Source organism: Synechococcus sp. CCY 9618, assembly GCF_019038415.1.
Lineage (GTDB): Bacteria > Cyanobacteriota > Cyanobacteriia > PCC-6307 > Cyanobiaceae > Cyanobium.
Genome location: NZ_JAFKRG010000034.1, coordinates 22,180 through 37,933, shown reverse-complemented (window position 1 = coordinate 37,933; position 15,754 = coordinate 22,180). Strand labels below are relative to the sequence as shown.

General features: G+C 70.9%; 19 protein-coding genes. 10 read left to right on the top strand and 9 right to left on the bottom strand.

Annotated features, from left to right (window positions below; genetic code table 11):
• Positions 1 to 26: 26 nt before the first annotated feature.
• The gene (locus KUG41_RS07645) at positions 27 to 965 is read right to left on the bottom strand and encodes a 3'-5' exonuclease (protein WP_216902786.1); all 939 of its coding nucleotides are present in this window, start codon (positions 963 to 965) and stop codon (positions 27 to 29) included.
• Positions 966 to 1,083: 118 nt separating this feature from the next.
• Here KUG41_RS07645 and KUG41_RS07640 point away from each other — a divergent pair, with 118 nt between their 5' ends.
• Complete coding sequence (locus KUG41_RS07640; RefSeq protein WP_216902784.1) at positions 1,084 to 1,566, top strand: peroxiredoxin; 483 nt, start codon at positions 1,084 to 1,086, stop codon at positions 1,564 to 1,566.
• Position 1,567: 1 nt separating this feature from the next.
• The gene (locus KUG41_RS07635) at positions 1,568 to 2,299 is read left to right on the top strand and encodes a DUF1350 family protein (protein WP_216902782.1); all 732 of its coding nucleotides are present in this window, start codon (positions 1,568 to 1,570) and stop codon (positions 2,297 to 2,299) included.
• 38 nt (positions 2,300 to 2,337) lie between these two features.
• On the opposite strand, the gene acs is transcribed toward KUG41_RS07635, so the two are convergent.
• Positions 2,338 to 4,311 carry an acetate--CoA ligase gene (gene acs, locus KUG41_RS07630; protein WP_216902780.1) on the bottom strand — a complete coding sequence of 658 codons (1,974 nt, stop codon included), beginning with the start codon at positions 4,309 to 4,311 and terminating at the stop codon, positions 2,338 to 2,340.
• Between the two features lie 81 nt (positions 4,312 to 4,392).
• Between acs and KUG41_RS07625 the strand changes: the two genes are divergently transcribed.
• The 3 genes from KUG41_RS07625 to KUG41_RS07615 all read left to right on the top strand — a co-directional run bounded on the left by KUG41_RS07625 (position 4,393) and on the right by KUG41_RS07615 (position 5,931).
• The gene (locus KUG41_RS07625; RefSeq protein WP_216902778.1) at positions 4,393 to 4,839 is read left to right on the top strand and encodes a TspO/MBR family protein; all 447 of its coding nucleotides are present in this window, start codon (positions 4,393 to 4,395) and stop codon (positions 4,837 to 4,839) included.
• A gap of 106 nt (positions 4,840 to 4,945) precedes the next feature.
• Positions 4,946 to 5,257, top strand: coding sequence for a hypothetical protein (locus KUG41_RS07620; RefSeq protein ID WP_216902776.1), 312 nt, complete (start codon positions 4,946 to 4,948; stop codon positions 5,255 to 5,257).
• 14 nt (positions 5,258 to 5,271) lie between these two features.
• A complete protein-coding gene (locus KUG41_RS07615) occupies positions 5,272 to 5,931 on the top strand; it encodes an HAD family phosphatase (RefSeq protein WP_216902774.1) in 660 nt (219 codons plus the stop codon).
• On the opposite strand, the gene sds is transcribed toward KUG41_RS07615, so the two are convergent.
• Genes sds through KUG41_RS07590 form a run of 5 tightly spaced genes read right to left on the bottom strand, consistent with a single transcriptional unit; the run spans position 5,925 to position 10,496 of the window.
• Positions 5,925 to 6,896: a solanesyl diphosphate synthase gene (gene sds / locus KUG41_RS07610; RefSeq protein ID WP_216902772.1), complete on the bottom strand. Its 972-nt coding sequence runs from the start codon at positions 6,894 to 6,896 to the stop codon at positions 5,925 to 5,927. The two genes, KUG41_RS07615 and sds, sit on opposite strands and share 7 nt — an antisense overlap.
• 37 nt (positions 6,897 to 6,933) lie before the next feature.
• Entirely contained in the window at positions 6,934 to 7,758 is an 825-nt protein-coding gene (gene murI, locus KUG41_RS07605) for a glutamate racemase (RefSeq protein ID WP_216902770.1), read from the bottom strand.
• Positions 7,755 to 8,855 carry an N-acetylmuramoyl-L-alanine amidase gene (locus KUG41_RS07600; protein ID WP_216902768.1) on the bottom strand — a complete coding sequence of 367 codons (1,101 nt, stop codon included), beginning with the start codon at positions 8,853 to 8,855 and terminating at the stop codon, positions 7,755 to 7,757. The genes murI and KUG41_RS07600 overlap by 4 nt, the downstream gene beginning before the upstream one ends.
• A 6-nt stretch (positions 8,856 to 8,861) precedes the next feature.
• Complete coding sequence (locus KUG41_RS07595) at positions 8,862 to 9,680, bottom strand: carbon-nitrogen hydrolase family protein (RefSeq protein WP_216902766.1); 819 nt, start codon at positions 9,678 to 9,680, stop codon at positions 8,862 to 8,864.
• A 60-nt stretch (positions 9,681 to 9,740) separates the two neighbouring features.
• Complete coding sequence (locus KUG41_RS07590; protein ID WP_216902764.1) at positions 9,741 to 10,496, bottom strand: 2-phosphosulfolactate phosphatase family protein; 756 nt, start codon at positions 10,494 to 10,496, stop codon at positions 9,741 to 9,743.
• A gap of 60 nt (positions 10,497 to 10,556) precedes the next feature.
• Here KUG41_RS07590 and KUG41_RS07585 point away from each other — a divergent pair, with 60 nt between their 5' ends.
• Positions 10,557 to 12,137, top strand: a complete 1,581-nt coding sequence (locus KUG41_RS07585) for a UbiD family decarboxylase (RefSeq protein WP_216903076.1) — start codon at positions 10,557 to 10,559, stop codon at positions 12,135 to 12,137.
• The gene (locus KUG41_RS07580) at positions 12,137 to 12,583 is read left to right on the top strand and encodes an Rrf2 family transcriptional regulator (protein WP_216902762.1); all 447 of its coding nucleotides are present in this window, start codon (positions 12,137 to 12,139) and stop codon (positions 12,581 to 12,583) included. The genes KUG41_RS07585 and KUG41_RS07580 overlap by 1 nt, the downstream gene beginning before the upstream one ends.
• On the opposite strand, the gene ubiG is transcribed toward KUG41_RS07580, so the two are convergent.
• Positions 12,552 to 13,316, bottom strand: a complete 765-nt coding sequence (gene ubiG, locus KUG41_RS07575) for a bifunctional 2-polyprenyl-6-hydroxyphenol methylase/3-demethylubiquinol 3-O-methyltransferase UbiG (protein ID WP_216902760.1) — start codon at positions 13,314 to 13,316, stop codon at positions 12,552 to 12,554. The genes KUG41_RS07580 and ubiG overlap by 32 nt on opposite strands.
• Positions 13,317 to 13,357: 41 nt before the next feature.
• Between ubiG and KUG41_RS07570 the strand changes: the two genes are divergently transcribed.
• A complete protein-coding gene (locus tag KUG41_RS07570; protein WP_216902758.1) occupies positions 13,358 to 14,116 on the top strand; it encodes a TIGR04283 family arsenosugar biosynthesis glycosyltransferase in 759 nt (252 codons plus the stop codon).
• Between the two features lie 15 nt (positions 14,117 to 14,131).
• Here KUG41_RS07570 and KUG41_RS07565 read toward each other — a convergent pair whose 3' ends face one another.
• Positions 14,132 to 14,821, bottom strand: a complete 690-nt coding sequence (locus KUG41_RS07565; protein WP_216902756.1) for a DUF547 domain-containing protein — start codon at positions 14,819 to 14,821, stop codon at positions 14,132 to 14,134.
• Between the two features lie 29 nt (positions 14,822 to 14,850).
• Between KUG41_RS07565 and KUG41_RS07560 the strand changes: the two genes are divergently transcribed.
• Positions 14,851 to 15,366 carry a rhodanese-like domain-containing protein gene (locus KUG41_RS07560; RefSeq protein WP_216902754.1) on the top strand — a complete coding sequence of 172 codons (516 nt, stop codon included), beginning with the start codon at positions 14,851 to 14,853 and terminating at the stop codon, positions 15,364 to 15,366.
• A 43-nt stretch (positions 15,367 to 15,409) separates the two neighbouring features.
• Positions 15,410 to 15,739 carry a DUF2605 family protein gene (locus KUG41_RS07555; RefSeq protein ID WP_216902752.1) on the top strand — a complete coding sequence of 110 codons (330 nt, stop codon included), beginning with the start codon at positions 15,410 to 15,412 and terminating at the stop codon, positions 15,737 to 15,739.
• The last annotated feature ends 15 nt before the right edge of the window (positions 15,740 to 15,754 follow it).

Below are 15,754 nucleotides of genomic sequence, written 5' to 3'. Positions count from 1 at the left end.
AACAAAAACGGAAGATCCTGCCCGGTTCAGGCCGTGCAGGGCAGGTCCGCCGCCGCCGCAGGGTCCCCGACCGGCTGCACGCCGAACGGCAGATCCTCCACCTCCCGCCGGCTGAGCCGTCGGCTCCAGGCACGGGGCACCGGGTCGTTCCAGCGGAAGCCGGCGGCCTTGGCCAGGTGCCGCTCGGCGTAGGGCAGCTCGGCGCGGTAGAGGCTGCGGGGTTCCAGGGCCGCCTCCAGCAGGGCTTCAAGATCGGTGCAGCGCTCGAACACCTGGGCCAGGTAGGTGCAGTCGGTGAGGGCCCGGTGGGCGGCCCAGACAGGCACGCCGTAGGCCAGGGCCAGATCCCGCACCGATGGGGTGCCGCGCAACTGGCGGTCGGCGGGCCAGTGGATGTCCTCCATGGAGCAGATCCAGGGGCGATCCAGCACCGGCAGGGCGCCGAGTCCGAACCACTGGCGGTCGAAGGCGGCGTTGTGGGCCACCAGGGCTTCACTGGCCGCCACCATGGCCATGAAGCAGGCCAGAGCGTCCTGCCAGGGCTGCTCCAGCCGTGTCACCGCGGCGGCGATCCCGTTGATGGCCTCGGCGCCGTTGCTGGCGCAGGGCATCAGAAACGACACCTGGGTGAGCACGGCCCGGTGGGGCACATGGAACAGCAGCGCGCCCACCTCGATGCACTGGCCCTCGCGACTGGAGAGGCCGGTGGTCTCGGTGTCGAGGATCAGCAGCGTGTCGGGGCAGCGGCGGCGCGCCCGGGCAGGGGGTCCCGACCAGGCGGGCAGGGCCACGGGAGCCTGGGGCGCTGCCGGAGCGGGAAGGCCGGCCTTCCCGGTGGACGCAGGGGCAGGAGTGGGGGGGGCGATGGCGCTGGAGCTGGCGTCGGGGCTGGCATCGGGGGCGGGCGGTGGCTCGGCGAGGCCCAGCAGGTCGTTCTGCTGCCAGAGACCGGGTTGCTCGTGCATAGCGGCGCGCTCACGCTCTCTCCCATGGTCGCAAGCCGGGCAAGACCCCCCCGGGTGCAGCGCCCGACCCCGACGGGCCCTGCTTCCTAGGGTTGTCGAGCCCTGACCCCCCCGCTCCGTGGCCGCTGCCCTCGTCCCCGGCGATTCCGCCCCCCCGATCGCCCTGCCGGATGCCGAGGGGATCGAACGGCGCAGCGACCAGCTGGGCGGCAAGGCCCTGGTTCTGTTCTTCTATCCGAAGGATGACACCCCCGGCTGCACCATGGAGGCCTGCGCCTTCCGCGACAGCTATGCCGAATTCCAGGAGCTGGGCGCCGAGGTGTGGGGCGTGAGCGGCGACGATGCCGCCAGCCACCGGCGCTTCGCCGGCCGCCACCAGTTGCCCTTCCCACTGCTGGTGGACGGCGGCAACCGGCTGCGCAAGGCCTTCGGGGTCCCCAGCGTGCTGGGCCTGCTGCCCGGCAGGGTCACCTATGTGATCGACGCCGAGGGGGTGATCCGCCACGTGTTCAACAACCTGCTGGACGGCCCGGCCCACCGGAGCGAGGCCCGGAAGGTCCTGCAGCAGCTGGCCGCCGGCTCCGCCGGCAGCGGCTCCTGAGATGGCCCTCTGGCGCCAGCAAGGCCCGCTCTGGACCCTCGCGCCCGCCCCGGGCAGCGGAGACCTCGGCGTGGTGGAGTTCATCGGCGGCAGCTACCTGGCCGCCACGCCCCAGCTGAGCTACCGGCGGTTGCTGGAGGCCCTGGCCGCCAGGGGTCGGCGCATCCTGGCCTGGAGCTACGTGCCGGGCTTCGACCACCAGAACCAGGCCAACGAAGCCTGGCGTGCCTTCCGCACTGCCCGTGGCGTCGAGGCAGGAAGCGGCCTGCGGCTGCGGCTGGGCCACAGCCTGGGCTGCAAGCTGCACCTGCTGGCCCCCGACGGCGGCCGGGGCTGCAACGGGCTGGTGGCGCTGAGCTTCAACAACTTCTCGGCCGAGCGTTCCGTGCCGCTGCTGGCGGAGATGGGCCAGCAGTTCGGGTTCCGCAGTGAGTTCAGCCCCTCGCCCCGGCAGACCCTGCAGCAGGTGAACGAGAGCTACCGCCAGCCTCGCAACCTGCTGGTGCGCTTCCGGCGGGACGGCCTTGATGAGAGCCCGCCGCTGCTGGAGGCCCTGCAGGCCCGGCCCGGCGATGCCAGCGACCTGCTGGAACTGCCCGGCGACCACCTCACCCCCGCCAGTGCCGGCGTGCGCCGCAACCTGCTGGGCGACTGGGCCGACGATCCGTCCCGCCAGCGTCAGATCGAGCGGCTGGCGGAGGCGGTGCTGGCCTGGAGCAGCTCCGGGACCTGAGCGGCCGGCTGGGCCGGCGACCCGTTCCGGGTCCGGCCTCAGACCCGCAGGGCATCGAGCACCGAGCGGTCCTCCAGGGTGCTGGTGTCGCCGCTCACCTCCCGCCCCGAGGCCAGGGAGCGCAGGATGCGGCGCATGATCTTGCCGCTGCGGGTCTTGGGCAGGGCATCGGTGAAGCGGATCAGATCCGGCCTGGCGATCGGGCCGATCTCCTGGCCCACGTGGCGGCGCAGGTCGGCCTCCAGGGCCGCATTCCCCTCCAGGCCCACGTCCAGGGTCACGAAGGCGACGATGCTCTCGCCCTTGAGGTCGTCGGGCCGGCCCACCACCGCCGCCTCCGCCACGGCCGGATGGCTCACCAGGGCCGATTCGATCTCCATGCTGCCCAGCCGGTGGCCCGAGACGTTGATCACGTCGTCCACCCGGCCCATCACCCAGAAGTAGCCGTCCGCGTCGCGGCGGGCACCGTCCCCGGCGAAGTAGAGCCAGCTGCCGTCGGCGGGGCGGATGTGCTCCCAGTAACTGCGGCGGAAGCGGTCGGGATCGCCGTGCACGGTGCGCATCATCCCCGGCCAGGGCTGACGCACCGCCAGGTAGCCCCCCTCACCCGCCGGCACGCTGTTGCCCTCCAGATCCACCACGTCGGCGACGATGCCCGGCAGGGGCAGGGTGGCCGAACCGGGTTTGGTGGGGGTGGCCCCGGGCAGGGGGCTGATCATCACCCCGCCGGTTTCGGTCTGCCACCAGGTGTCCACCACCGGGCAGCGGTTGCCACCGATCACGTCGCGGTACCACATCCAGGCCTCGGGATTGATCGGCTCACCGACCGTGCCGAGGATCCGCAGGCTCGACATGTCGTACTGGTCGGGCACCTCGCGGCCGCTCTTCATGAAGGCGCGGATGGCGGTGGGGGCCGTGTAGAAGATCGTCACCCGGTGCTTCTCGATCACCTCCCAGAAGGCGCCCGGCTTGGAGGGACGCGGTGCCCCCTCGTACATCACCGTGGTGGCGCCGTTGGAGAGGGGTCCGTAGACGATGTAGCTGTGACCGGTGATCCAGCCCACGTCGGCGGTGCACCAGTGGATGTCGTCCTCACGGATGTCGAAGATCCACTGGAAGGTGAGGTGGGCCCAGAGGGTGTAGCCGGCGGTGGTGTGCACCACCCCCTTGGGCTTGCCGGTGGAGCCGGAGGTGTAGAGCACGAACAGGCGGTCCTCGCTGGCCATGGGCTCCGCCGGACAGTCGCCGCTCTGGCCGTCCACCAGTTCATGCCACCAGACATCGCGGCCCGGTTCGAAGTCGGTGACCTCGCCGGTGCGGCGCACCACCAGCACATGCTCAACGCTGGGGCAGCCCTCGGCCAGGGCCTGGTCCACCGCCGGCTTGAGGGCCACCGCCTTGTCCTTGCGGAAGCCGCCGTCGGCGGTGATCACCAGCCTGGCCTGGCCGTCGATCAGCCGGTCGCGCAGGGCCTCGGCGGAGAAGCCGCCGAAGACCACCGAGTGGGGGGCGCCGATACGGGCACAGGCCAGCATGGCGATGGCCGCCTCCGGCACCATCGGCATGTAGAGGGCCACCAGATCCCCCTTGCCCACCCCAAGGGCCCTGAGGGCCTGGGCCGCCCGGCACACCTCACCGTGCAGCTGGCGGTAGGTGAAGGTGCGCACGTCCCCCGGCTCCCCTTCCCAGATCAGTGCCGTCTTGTCGGCCCGGGGACCCTCGAGATGGCGATCGAGGCAGTTGGTGGAGAGGTTGGTGGTGCCCCCCTCGAACCAGCGGGCGAAAGGGGGATCGCTCCAGTCGAGCACGCTGGTGAAGGGCTCGAACCAGTGCAGTTCGCGTCGGGCCGCCTCCCCCCAGAACGCCTCGGGATCGGCCACCGCCCGGGCCGCCAGGGCTTCGTAGGCCGCCATCGAACCGATGCGGGCTCCCGCCGCCAGCTCGGGCGGCGGATCGAACTGCCGCTGTTCCTGGAGCACCGACTCGATGGTGGGTGAGGAGTCCTGGGTCATGGCAAGGCCTGCCGGACGGGCTTGGACATGGTGCATTCAACCGCAGTGGGGCCACGCTGGAGGCAGTTCCGCAACGCCCCGATGCCCGCCTGGCTGACGATCCTGCTGGTGATGGGGGTGGTGATCGTCCTGCTCACCCCCAGCCGGGCCGAGTTCCGCTGGTTCATGCAGCTGCGGCGCCCCCGCTGGCTCAGCTTCGAGCGCTGGATCCCCCTGATCTGGAGCCTGATCTACCTGTGCTTTTACGCCTCGGCCCTGTTGAGCTGGCAGAGCGGCGGCGGGGAGGCGCCGATGGCGGCCTACCTGGTGCTGCAGGTGCTGGTGCAGAGCTACACACTGCTGATCTGCCGCACCCGCCGGCTGGTGTGGGGCACGGCAGCGGGCCTGGCCGGCTGGCTGTGGGGGCTGGGGCTGACGATCCGCGTGGCCGGCTTTTCGGCGCCGGCGGCCTGGCTGCTGCTGCCGTTTCTGCTCTGGAGCCCGATCGGCACCTTCGTCACCTGGCGGATGCAGAAGCTGAATCCCTGAAGGGCGCCGGGCGGACCGGGCTGATCAGGGCTGCTCATGGCGGGTTGGCAAGAACCCCGGGCGGCGTTAGCCAGGGAACGAACGATCGGAAAGGGAGCCAATGGCCATGGAGGAGCAGCCGATCACGCCCCATGCCGGCCCCACCGTCGACGCAGACGGCAATCTCACCTACGTGGGCGACGACGGCCGCCGCTACGTGGTGGGCCTGCCACCGGACATCGACGAGGACAGCGTCGAGAAGGTGATGACCCTGCTGCGGGGCGGCAGCGGCCTGTTCCAGCAGATCGAAGCCCTCTGCCACCGCTGGATCGAGGAGGTGAGCGGCACCGACCTCGATGCCCGGGCCGCCCTGGTGCTGCTGCTCACGACGCTGGAAACGGCCCTGGAGGACAGGTATCCGGAGAACGACCCGTCCTGATGCAGGCTGGGGAGATGCTTCCCCGTCCCGCCGCCTGCCTCTTCGATCTGGATGGTCTGCTGCTGGACACCGAGCCCGCCCATGCCCACGCCTGGCAGGAGACGGCCCGGCAGTTCGGCCGGCCCCTCACGGAGGCAGAACTGCAGGCGCTGCGGGGCCGGCGGCGTCTGGACTGCGCCGAACAGGTGCGCCGCTGGATCGCGGCCGCCGGTGGCCCGCCGCTGAGTGATGAGGCCCTGCTGGCGGTGCGTCAGCCCATCGCCGAAGCCCTGCTGGCCTCGGCACCGGCCATGCCCGGCGCTGAGGCCCTGGTTCGGCGTTGCCTGACCCTCGGCATCCCGATGGCTCTGGCCACCAGCAGCTCCCGTCCAGCGGTGGAGATCAAGGTGGCTCCCCACGCCTGGATCGCCCTGATCAGCGAACGGGTCCATGGTGACGACCCCGAACTGAGCGACGGGAAACCTGCCCCCGATCCCTTCCTGCTGGCGGCCCGGCGGCTGGGTGTGGCCCCGACGGCCTGCTGGGCCTTCGAGGATTCACTCGCCGGAGTTGCCGCAGCCCGGGCCGCCGGCTGCCGGGTGCATGTGCTGCTGCCGCCGGGTGTGAGCTGCGATGCCTACCCGGGGGACGTCCACTGCCTCCGGTCGCTGGAGGAGGTGCGCCTCAATCAGTAGAGCCGGCTGAGGACGAATTCGGGCAAGGCCCGCAGGGCACTGCGCGGTTCGGAGGCCGGCAGCCACTCGATCGCCTGATGGGCCTCGCGGGCGAAACCTTCGGCCAGGGCCCGGGAACGGGGGATGGCATCACAGCCCCGCACCAGGGCAAGAGCCTGCTCCAGATCGCCGGCCTCACAGAATTCCCTTTCGATCAGCCCCGCCAGGGCGGGCCGCTCCTCCAGGGCATAGAGCACCGGGGCGGTGAGGTAGCCGGAGGCCAGGTCGCTGGCGGCGGGCTTGCCGAGCTGCTGGTCGCTGGCGGTGAAATCCAGGATGTCGTCGACCACCTGGAAGGCCAGGCCCAGCTGGCGGCCGAAACGGTAGAGGGCGTCGAGCCTCCCTTCGGCCAGGCCGGTGAGCACGCCGGCGGCGCGGGCACTGTTGGCGATCAGAGAGGCGGTCTTGCAGTAGCTCTTCTCGAGGTAGGTCTCGAAGCTCTGGCCCGTGTCGTAACGGAACAGGCCCTGTCGCACTTCGCCATCCGCCAGATCCATGATCACCCGGGAGAGCAGCTTCACCACCTCCAGATCGTCGAGGTTGGCAAGGTGCCAGCTGGCCTGGGCGAAGAGAAAGTCTCCGGCCAGCACGGCCACCCGGTGATTGAAGCGGCTGTGCACGGTGGCCACACCACGGCGGGTGGCCGCTTCGTCGACCACGTCGTCGTGGACCAGGGAGGCGGTGTGGATCATCTCGGTGATCTCCGCCAGGCGCCGGTGCCGGGGGCTGAGGCCGCCGTCGGGGGCGATGGCCCGGGACAGCAACAGCACGATCCCCGGTCGGATGCGCTTGCCGCCAGCCGCGAACAGATGCTCTGCGGCGGCCTGAAGAATCGGATGACCGGCGCCGATCAGGCTGCGCAGGTCGGCCAGCAGGGCATCGAGGTCGGACTCCACCGGCTGGAGCAACTCTGCAACCGTCGCCACGTCACCTCCACGATGGTTGGATCCTAGGTGCCGTGCCTCAGTAGGCGCGGGCAGGCGACTGCAGGCTGACGCTGCGCACCGCGGGCCGGCTGCCCAGCCAGGCGGAGGCGGCGACGGCAAAGTCATCGGCGGCTCCGGTGACGCAGAAGCGCGTGCGCTCCAGGGGCGGCCGCACCGACTCCCCCGCCTGGTCCACCTCCGGTGCATCGCCGAGGCTGGCCAGCAGCGGACCCAGGCGCTGGGCGGCCGCCAGGGCCGGATCCACCAGCTGCACATCGGGGGGAAGCAGCTGGGCCAGCAGGGCCCGCAGCAGGGGGTAGTGGGTGCAGCCCAGCACGATCGTGTCCACGCCCGCCGCCAGCAGCGGCGCCAGGTAATCCCCCGCCGCCGCCCGCAGATCGGGGGCCTCCAGGTCGCCGGCTTCGATCAGGGGGACGAAGGCGGGGCAGCCCACCTCCAGCACCCGGGCCGAGGGACGGCAGGCCTGGATCGAACGCCGGTAGGCGCCACTGGCGGCGGTGGCCGGTGTGGCCAGCACCCCCACGTGGTCGCTGGCCAGCTCGCTGGCCAGGCTGTCGATCAACCCCACCACGGGCACCCCCGCCTCGGCCACGGCCACGTCGAGGGCCAGGGCATTGGAGGTGTTGCAGGCCATCACCAGCACCCCCACCCCCTGCAGCCGCAGCCAGTGCACCACCTCCGAGGCGATCGAGCGGATCTCCTCGGTCGAACGCTGGCCATAGGGGACCCGGGCCGTGTCCCCCAGGTAGAGACAGGGGGAGTGGGGATAAAGGGCATGGACCTGGCGCAGCACGGTGAGTCCTCCCAGGCCGCTGTCGAACAGGCCCACCAGCAGGCTCAAGAGGCCCCCCGGAGATAGTTGAGGATGCCGGCGGAAATCGCCAGCGCCAGGCGGCGGCGGAAGTTGGGATCGGCCAGGCGGGGGGCATCGATGCGACCGGTGACGAAGCCCATCTCGGCGAGCGCCGCCGGCATCACCGTCCGGCGGATGACGAAGAACCGGCCCGGCCGGGCGCCGCGATCGGGGGTGCCGGGCGAGACGGCCATGATCTGGGACTGGATCGCCTGGGCCAGCCGCAGGGAATTGCCCGCCTGGAAATAGAAGGTCTCGACGCCGTTCACATCGGGCCTGGCCATGCTCAGGGCGTTGGCGTGGATGCTGACGAACACGTCGGCATTGCTGTTGTTGGCCAGGGAGACCCGGGGCGGAAGGTCGACGTCCACCTCGGAGGTGCGGGTCATCAGGACCTGCACCCCGCGGGCCTGGAGCAGCTGGGCCACCTGGAGACCCACGTCCAGGACGATGTCGGTTTCCCGCAGGCCGCCGATGCCGACGGCCCCGGGATCGGGACCGCCATGGCCCGGATCGATCACGACCCGGAAGCGGCCACGGGGCACCACCGGCAGGCCATCGGCGGAGAGGGGACGGCCGGAGGTGGCCTGGCCGCTGCTGCCGAAGCCGCCGGGGCGGGAAGCGGTCCAGCTCGATGTCGGGGCGTTGATGTCACCTTCGCCGACCGTGCGGGTGAAGCCGCTGGTGGGGAGGCCGGTCAGGGCCAGGCGCCAGCGGTCCCGGGAGGTGCCCACCAGTCGCAGCTGGCGGGGGTCAATGCGGGTGCCGGGTCGGAACTCCAGCACCAGCCGGGTGGTGCCGGGATCGGGCCGGCCGATGCGCACCTCCCGCACCAGGCCGCCCACGGGCACCGAGCGGCTGCGCTGGGGGGCCCCCGGCAGATCCACCCAGACCCGGGGACCGGTGCCGCCGGACCCTTCCTCAAAGAAGGCCTGCAGCCTCACCCCGGGTGAGGTGCGCAGCTCCAGCACCCCCTCCCGGCTGAGGCGCCAGGCCGCCAGAGCGCTCGCCGCCCGCGCCGGCAGGGCCGAGAGCAGCAGGGGCAGGGCCAGTAACCAGGCGAATCGCGCCGGACGCACTCCCATGGCCACTCAGAAAAGGGCCGGATGACGGTGCTGGAGGCTGGGCATCTGGGCCCGCACCCGGGCCACGTGGGCGGTGTCCACCGGGGCCATCGCCAGGCCAGGCTCCACGCCCGCGTCGGCCATGACGGTGCCCCAGGGGTCGATCACCAGGGCATGGCCATGGGTCTGGCGACGGCCGTAGTGGAGGCCCGTCTGGGCGGGGGCAAGCACGTAGGCGGTGTTCTCGATCGCCCGGGCCTGCAGCAGGACCTGCCAGTGGTCCTTGCCGGTGTAAGCCGTGAAGGCGGCCGGGATCATCAGCAGCTCGGCCCCCGCTCCGGCCAGCTGGCGATAGAGCTCCGGAAAGCGCACGTCGTAACAGATGGAGAGGCCGATCCTGCAGAGGCCCGGGACGTCGACCACCGGGGGCAGATCGTGGCCGGGCTGCACCGTGGCCGATTCCCTGTAGGTGATGCCATCGGGAATGTCCACATCGAAGAGATGGATCTTGTCGTAGCGGGCCAGCAGCTGGCCCTCCCGGCCCACCAGCTCAGCCCGGTTGAAGGTCTGAGCGTCGCCGGCCGGCACCGGAAAGCCTCCCCCGAGCAGGGTCACCTGGTAGCGGCGCGCCATGGTGACCAGGAAACGGCTGCAGCGCTCGGCGAGGGTCGGCGCCAGTTCCAGACGGCGGGCATCGTCGCCCATGAAGGAGAAGTTCTCCGGCAGTCCCACCAGGTCGGCGCCGCGGCGGGCCGCCAGCTCGATCAGCTCCTCGGCGACCGCGAAGTTGGCCTCCGGGTCGGGGGTGCTGGTGAGTTGCAGCGCCGCTGCCAGAAAACTGCTCACCGCCGGACCCCTCAAGACCGGCGAATCGTAAGGGAGCTGCCAAGGGGGGCAATGCGCCCTTCAGCTGGCCCGCAGCACCCCCGGTTCGGCCTGGATCGGCACGATCTCCAGGCTGTCCACGGCGGCACAGCAGGCGAAATCGGCATCGTGGTTGCCCAGGCCGATCAGGCGCTGGCCGTGGGTGGCGCTGCGCAGGCAGGTTTCGGTGTCATGGCGCCACTGCTGCCAGAGGGCCAGGGCCGCCAGCATCTCGTCGTTGGCGCAGCGCACCCCCATGTGGGGGGCCACGGCCAGCTCGATGGCGGCTGAGGCGACCGCCCCCGCCGCCAGGCTGTCCTCGAGGGAATAGGAGCCCTCCCAGCCGCTGCCCACGATCCACACCTGCAGGGCCTGCCGCTCGATCAGCCGCCGGGCCACGGCGGTGCGGTTGGGCAGGCAGGCGGTCAGCAGCAGGGGCACCTGCCGGACCCGGTCGAGGGAGCGGGTGCCGTTGGTGGTGCTCAGGAAGATCCGCTTGCTGCCGACCACCTCCGGGGTCACCGCCAGGGGGGAGTTGCCCAGGTCGTAGCCCTCCACCCGCTGGCCGCCCCGCTCACCGGCCCGCAGACGGCGGACTTCGGGCCAGGCGGCGGCGGCGGCCTGGAGGGAAGGCAGATCGGCGAAGGCCTGGATGGCCTCGGCCCCGTTCTGCAGGGCCCAGGCGATGGTGGTGGTGGCCCGCAGCACGTCGATCACCACCGCGGCGTCGGGGCCACCCTCCTCGACCGGCAGCAGGGGAGGCACCGTTTCGGAGGTATGGAAATAGGAGAGCTGCACGGGCCGCGGTCGCTACGGGGGTGCGTCACAGTAGGCAGCGGCTTGACGGCTCAGGACGGCGTGGTGACGGTGGCGGCAGACGGGATCGGCAAGGCGGTCGGGCGCCAGCGCAATCTGCGCGACTTCATCGCCTTGCTCGAGCGGCGCGGCCAGCTGCGGCGCATCCCTGCGCCGGTGGATCCGGATCTGGAGCTGGCGGCCATCGCCGACCGGGTGCTGGCCATGGGCGGACCGGCCCTGCTGTTCGAGAACGTGATCGGCTCCCCCATGCCGGTGGCCGTGAACCTGCTGGGCACGGTGGAGCGGGTGCTGTGGAGCATGGGCATGGAACGGCCCGAGGAACTCGAGGCCCTGGGGGAGCGGCTGGCCCTGCTGCAGCAGCCCCGCCCGCCCAAGGGCATGAAGGAACTGATGAAGTTCGGCGGGGTGTTCTGGGATCTGGTGCGGGCCCGGCCCGATCGCGACCTCACCCCCCCCTGCCACCAGCAGGTTCTGAAGGGCGAGCAGGTCAACCTGGAGCAGCTGCCCCTGCTGCGCCCCTGGCCGGGGGATGCGGGCGGTGTGATCACCCTGGGCCTGGTGATCACCAAGGACCCGGAGACCGGTGTGCCCAACGTGGGGGTCTACCGGCTGCAGCGCCAGTCGGCGACCACGGCAACGGTGCACTGGCTGAGCGTGCGGGGCGGAGCCCGGCACCTGCGCAAGGCGGCGGCCCTGGGCCGCAAGCTGGAGGTGGCGGTGGCGATCGGCGTCCACCCCCTGCTGGTGATGGCGGCGGCCACGCCGATCCCGGTGCAGCTGAGCGAATGGCTGTTCGCCGGGCTGTATGCCGGGGAGGGGGTGCGGCTCACCCGCTGCAAGACCCTCGACCTGGATGTGCCCTCCCACAGCGAGGTGGTGCTGGAGGGAACGATCACCCCCGGGGAGATGCTCCCCGACGGGCCCTGCGGCGATCACATGGGCTTCTACGGCGGCGAGGAGGACTCGCCGCTGGTGCGTTTCCACTGCGTCACCCAGCGCCGCGATCCCATCTTCCTCACCACCTTCAGCGGCCGGCCCCCCAAGGAGGAGGCGATGCTGGCGATCGCCCTGAACCGGATCTACACGCCGATCCTGCGCCAGCAGATCCCGGAGATCGTCGATTTCTTCCTGCCCATGGAGGGGCTCAGCTACAAGCTGGCGGTGATCGCCATCGACAAGGCCTACCCCGGCCAGGCCAAGCGGGCGGCCATGGCCTTCTGGAGCGCCCTCCCCCAGTTCACTTACACAAAGTTCGTGGTGGTGGTCGACAAGGCGATCAGCATCCGCGATCCGCGCCAGGTGATCTGGGCGATCAGTGCCCAGGTGGATCCCCAGCGCGACCTGTTCGTCCTGGAGAACACCCCCTTCGATTCGCTCGACTTCGCCAGTGAGCGGCTTGGGCTGGGGGGACGGCTGGCGATCGATGCCACCACCAAGATCGGGCCGGAGAAACGCCACGACTGGGGCCAGGCCCTGGGCCGCGATCCTGAACTCGAGGCGCGGGTGGACCGCCGCTGGAGCGAGCTGGGCCTCGATGACCTGGGCGGCGGCGAAGCGGATCCCGCCCTGTTCGGCTACACCCTGGAACACGTGCTGGAACGCCTGGCCGCCGGCCGCTGATGCTGCGCCGCAGTGGCACCTACGCCCTCAAGGCCCTGCTGGAGCTGGCCCTCGACCCCCCCCGCTGGCAGTCGGTGACCGCGCTGGCCGAAGCCCAGGACCTGCCGGCGCCGATGCTCGAGCAGCTGATGCTCAAACTGCGCCGGGCCGCTCTGGTGGAGGCCCGGCGGGGGCGACAGGGGGGCTACCGGCTGCGGCGCCAGCCGGCGGACCTGCCCCTGGCCGCGATCCTGGCGGCAGTGGAGGCCCCGGCCGCCAGCCTGCTCGCCCCGGCCGATGGCGGCGAGGATCCCCTGCCCAGCGACCGGGTGACCCGGGTGCTCAACCGGCGGCTGCTGCAGGCCCTGGAGCGGGAGCTCGACAACCTCACCCTGGAGGATCTGCTCTTCGATCTGCACAGCGCCCGGGCGGCCTTCAGCGAATCGGGCGGTCTGCTGCTGGGCTGAGGCTGAGCCGGGCCGAACCAATGAACATCACGGCCAGATCCTGATCGAAGCGCACCTGCAGGGATCCGGTGCGCAGGTAGTGGACGAGCCGTCCGAGGGTGCGCAGCGGACCGCGACCGAACAGGTCCATGCCCTCGATGGCCATGGCCTCGAAGCCGCTGGTCGCCAGCCAGCGGCGCAGGTCGTCCGGGGGCACGAAGCGGTCCCAGTCGTGGATGCCGGCGGGAATCAGCCGCAGCAGATGCTCCAGCAGCCAGATCATGATCAGGCGGGAGCGAAAGGTGCGGTTGATGGTGTCGAAGCAGAAGACACCTCCCGGCACCAACACACGGCCGATCTCACGGATCACGGTCTGCGGATGTTCCACATGCTCGAGCACATCGACACAGAGCACCACATCAAAACGTTCGGCAGCGAAGGGAAGACTTTCTGCCAGGCCGGCGTGATAGGTGATCGTCAGCCCCATCGCGGCGGCATGGACCCGAGCGGCCTCGATGCAGGGCGCAGAGCGGTCGATGCCGGTGACCAGCGCGCCTCGGCGGGCGAGGAACTCGCAGCTGTAGCCGCCACCGCAACCCACATCGAGAACCCGCAGTCCCCGCCACTGGGGAACCTGGCGATCGAACCAAAGAAAGCGGAGCGGATTGAGTCGATGCAGGGCAAAGATGGTGGCGCCCTCCTCCCACCAGGTCGCCGCCTGCTGATCGTAGAATTGAAGATTGTTCCGGATCAAGATGTCACGCCGCGAGAAGAAGCTTCGATGTGAACAGTGAGGTGAACAGCCGCCCCCTCAACACCCCGACGGTGTCAATCATCATCCCCACCCTCAACGAAGCCGCTCATCTGGAGTGCACCCTCAACCGTGTGGAGATCCTGGATCCAGCCGCCGCCGAAGTGATCGTGGTGGATGGGGGCAGCACGGACGCCACCCTGGCTATCGCTGATGTGCACGGCTGCCGGGTGGTGCGCGTGGAGCGGCCGGGGCGAGCCGTGCAGATGAACCGGGGAGCGGGCCTGGCCCGGGGCCAGATCCTCTGTTTCCTGCATGCCGACACCCTGGTGCCCCCGGATCTCGTGCCGCTGATCTGCGACACCCTGGCCGACCCGGCGATCAGCTGCGGGGGCTTCCTGTCCCTGATGGGCGGCCCCCGCCGCACCCGCTGGGGCATCAGCCTCCACAACGCTCTCAAGACCCACTACGCGGCCCTGCTGTTCCGGCCCCATCGCTACCTGCTGAACGGCTTCCGCGTGCTGTTCGGCGATCAGGTGATGTTCTGCCGCCGGGCCGACTTCCAGCGCTGCGGCGGCTTCGATGCGTCCCTGCCGATCATGGAGGACGCCGATCTCTGCCGCCGGCTCGGCCGGCTGGGACGCATCCGCCAGCTGAACAGGGTGGTGGAATCCTCCGACCGCCGGGTGGCCCGCTGGGGGGCCTGGAAGGCCACCGGCATCCACCTGGCGATCGGTCTGCTCTGGGGGCTGGGTGTGCCGGCGGCGACGCTGAAGCGGTTCTACGGCGAGACCCGCCAGTGAGCGGGTGACCCTGCGTCAGCGTCCGTTCAGGGCCCAGTCGTAGGGGAGCCAGACGATCCGGGGGCGGGGCGGCAGATCCAGATCCGGACGGTAACGACTCACCCAGGCGCCGATCGAGGGGGCCACCGCCAGGACATCGCGGCGGTACCACTGGAGGACCCGGCTGCAGTGCAGGAGTCCGGTGGCCGGATCGAATCGCAGCTTCTGCGGATGCCGCAGGAAGCGACCTGCGTCCTCCTGCAGCTGGATCTCAAGCTGCTGCGGGCGGTAGGCCTCCGGCCGCAGCAGGGGGCAGCCGATGGCGGCGCAGACCAGGGCGCAATGGATCCGGGGATCACCGAAGCGGGGCCGCAGGATGCCGTGTTCGATGCGGTCGAGGCTGAGGGGCCGGTCCTGCAGCACGATCGCCGGCCGGGAGAAGAAGCGCAGGAAGGCCGGCCAGTTGGGAATCCCGGCCCAGGTGGGGCGGATGGAGGCGAGGGGGAAACGGTCCAGCACCTGGCGGATCACCAGGGCGTTGTAGAGGTTGATCCAGAAGGCCATCGCCTCGGGCCCGTCGCCAGGATCCGGATCGAAAGGGCGCTGGGCCGCCAGCCAGCCGTCCAGTTCCCTGGCGTCCTGGCCCTGCCAGGCGGCGTAGTCCACCCGTCCACGGCTGTCCACGTGGCGCCGCAGCAGGCCATCCCAGACGGCGAGATCGATCATGGGGGGATCCGTTCGGAGCCCATCGTTCCATGGCCTTCCAGCCGGTTGGCGCTCTCCGTCAGGCCAGCCTCCGGGCCCTGCGTCGGCTTGCCTGGAGCCTGGTGATGGCGACGATCCGCCGGCGCTTCCCGGAGGTGCCGGTGGTCGGCTGCGAACAGCTGGCCGCGGAGCTGGCCGCCGATGGACCGGCGCCTGTGCTGGTCGACGCCCGTTCCGACGAGGAGTTCGCCGTCAGCCGCCTGGCCGGGGCCCGCCGGCTGGCCACGGTGGAGGCCGTCGCGGCGGCGGGGCTGGAGCTGAACAGGCCGATCGTCGCCTACTGCTCGGTGGGCTACCGCTCCGCCCGGCTGGCCCGAGCCCTGCGGCGGGCGGGGTACCGGGATGTTCGCAACCTGGAAGGCTCCCTGTTCCGCTGGGCCAACCTGGGCCTGCCACTGGAGGGCGCCCCGCCCGGGCAACGCCCGGTGCATCCGTTCCATCCTCTCTGGGAAGGCCTGCTGGAGCCTCCCGTGACCGCGGCCGATTCAGCGCAGAAGGGCTGGTGATCCGTACCCGTCCGGCGACAGAGGCGATTCCTACGCTGGCTTGATGGTTCCTGCCCCTTCCCTGCCCGACCCCACCGGCCCCCTCCTGGAGGAGTTGCTGGTGCCGCTTCTGGCCGACTACGCCGAGTCGTTCGACCGTGGCCTGCTGCTGCTGGAGCACTGCCCGGACACGGTCCTGACGGCCGGTGAACAGGAGCTGCTGCGGCAGCGGCTCGACGAGGCGCGCCGTTCCCTGGCGGCGGCCCGGTCCCTGCGGGCTGCGTCCCCCAAGCCCATGGGCCTGTCGATGGAGACGATCACCCCCTGGCACCGGCTGGTGGTGGAGGTCTGGAGCCTGTCGAGCAGTCTGCGGGCCGTCGGCATCCGCCCCTGAGCGGGTCCCGTACCG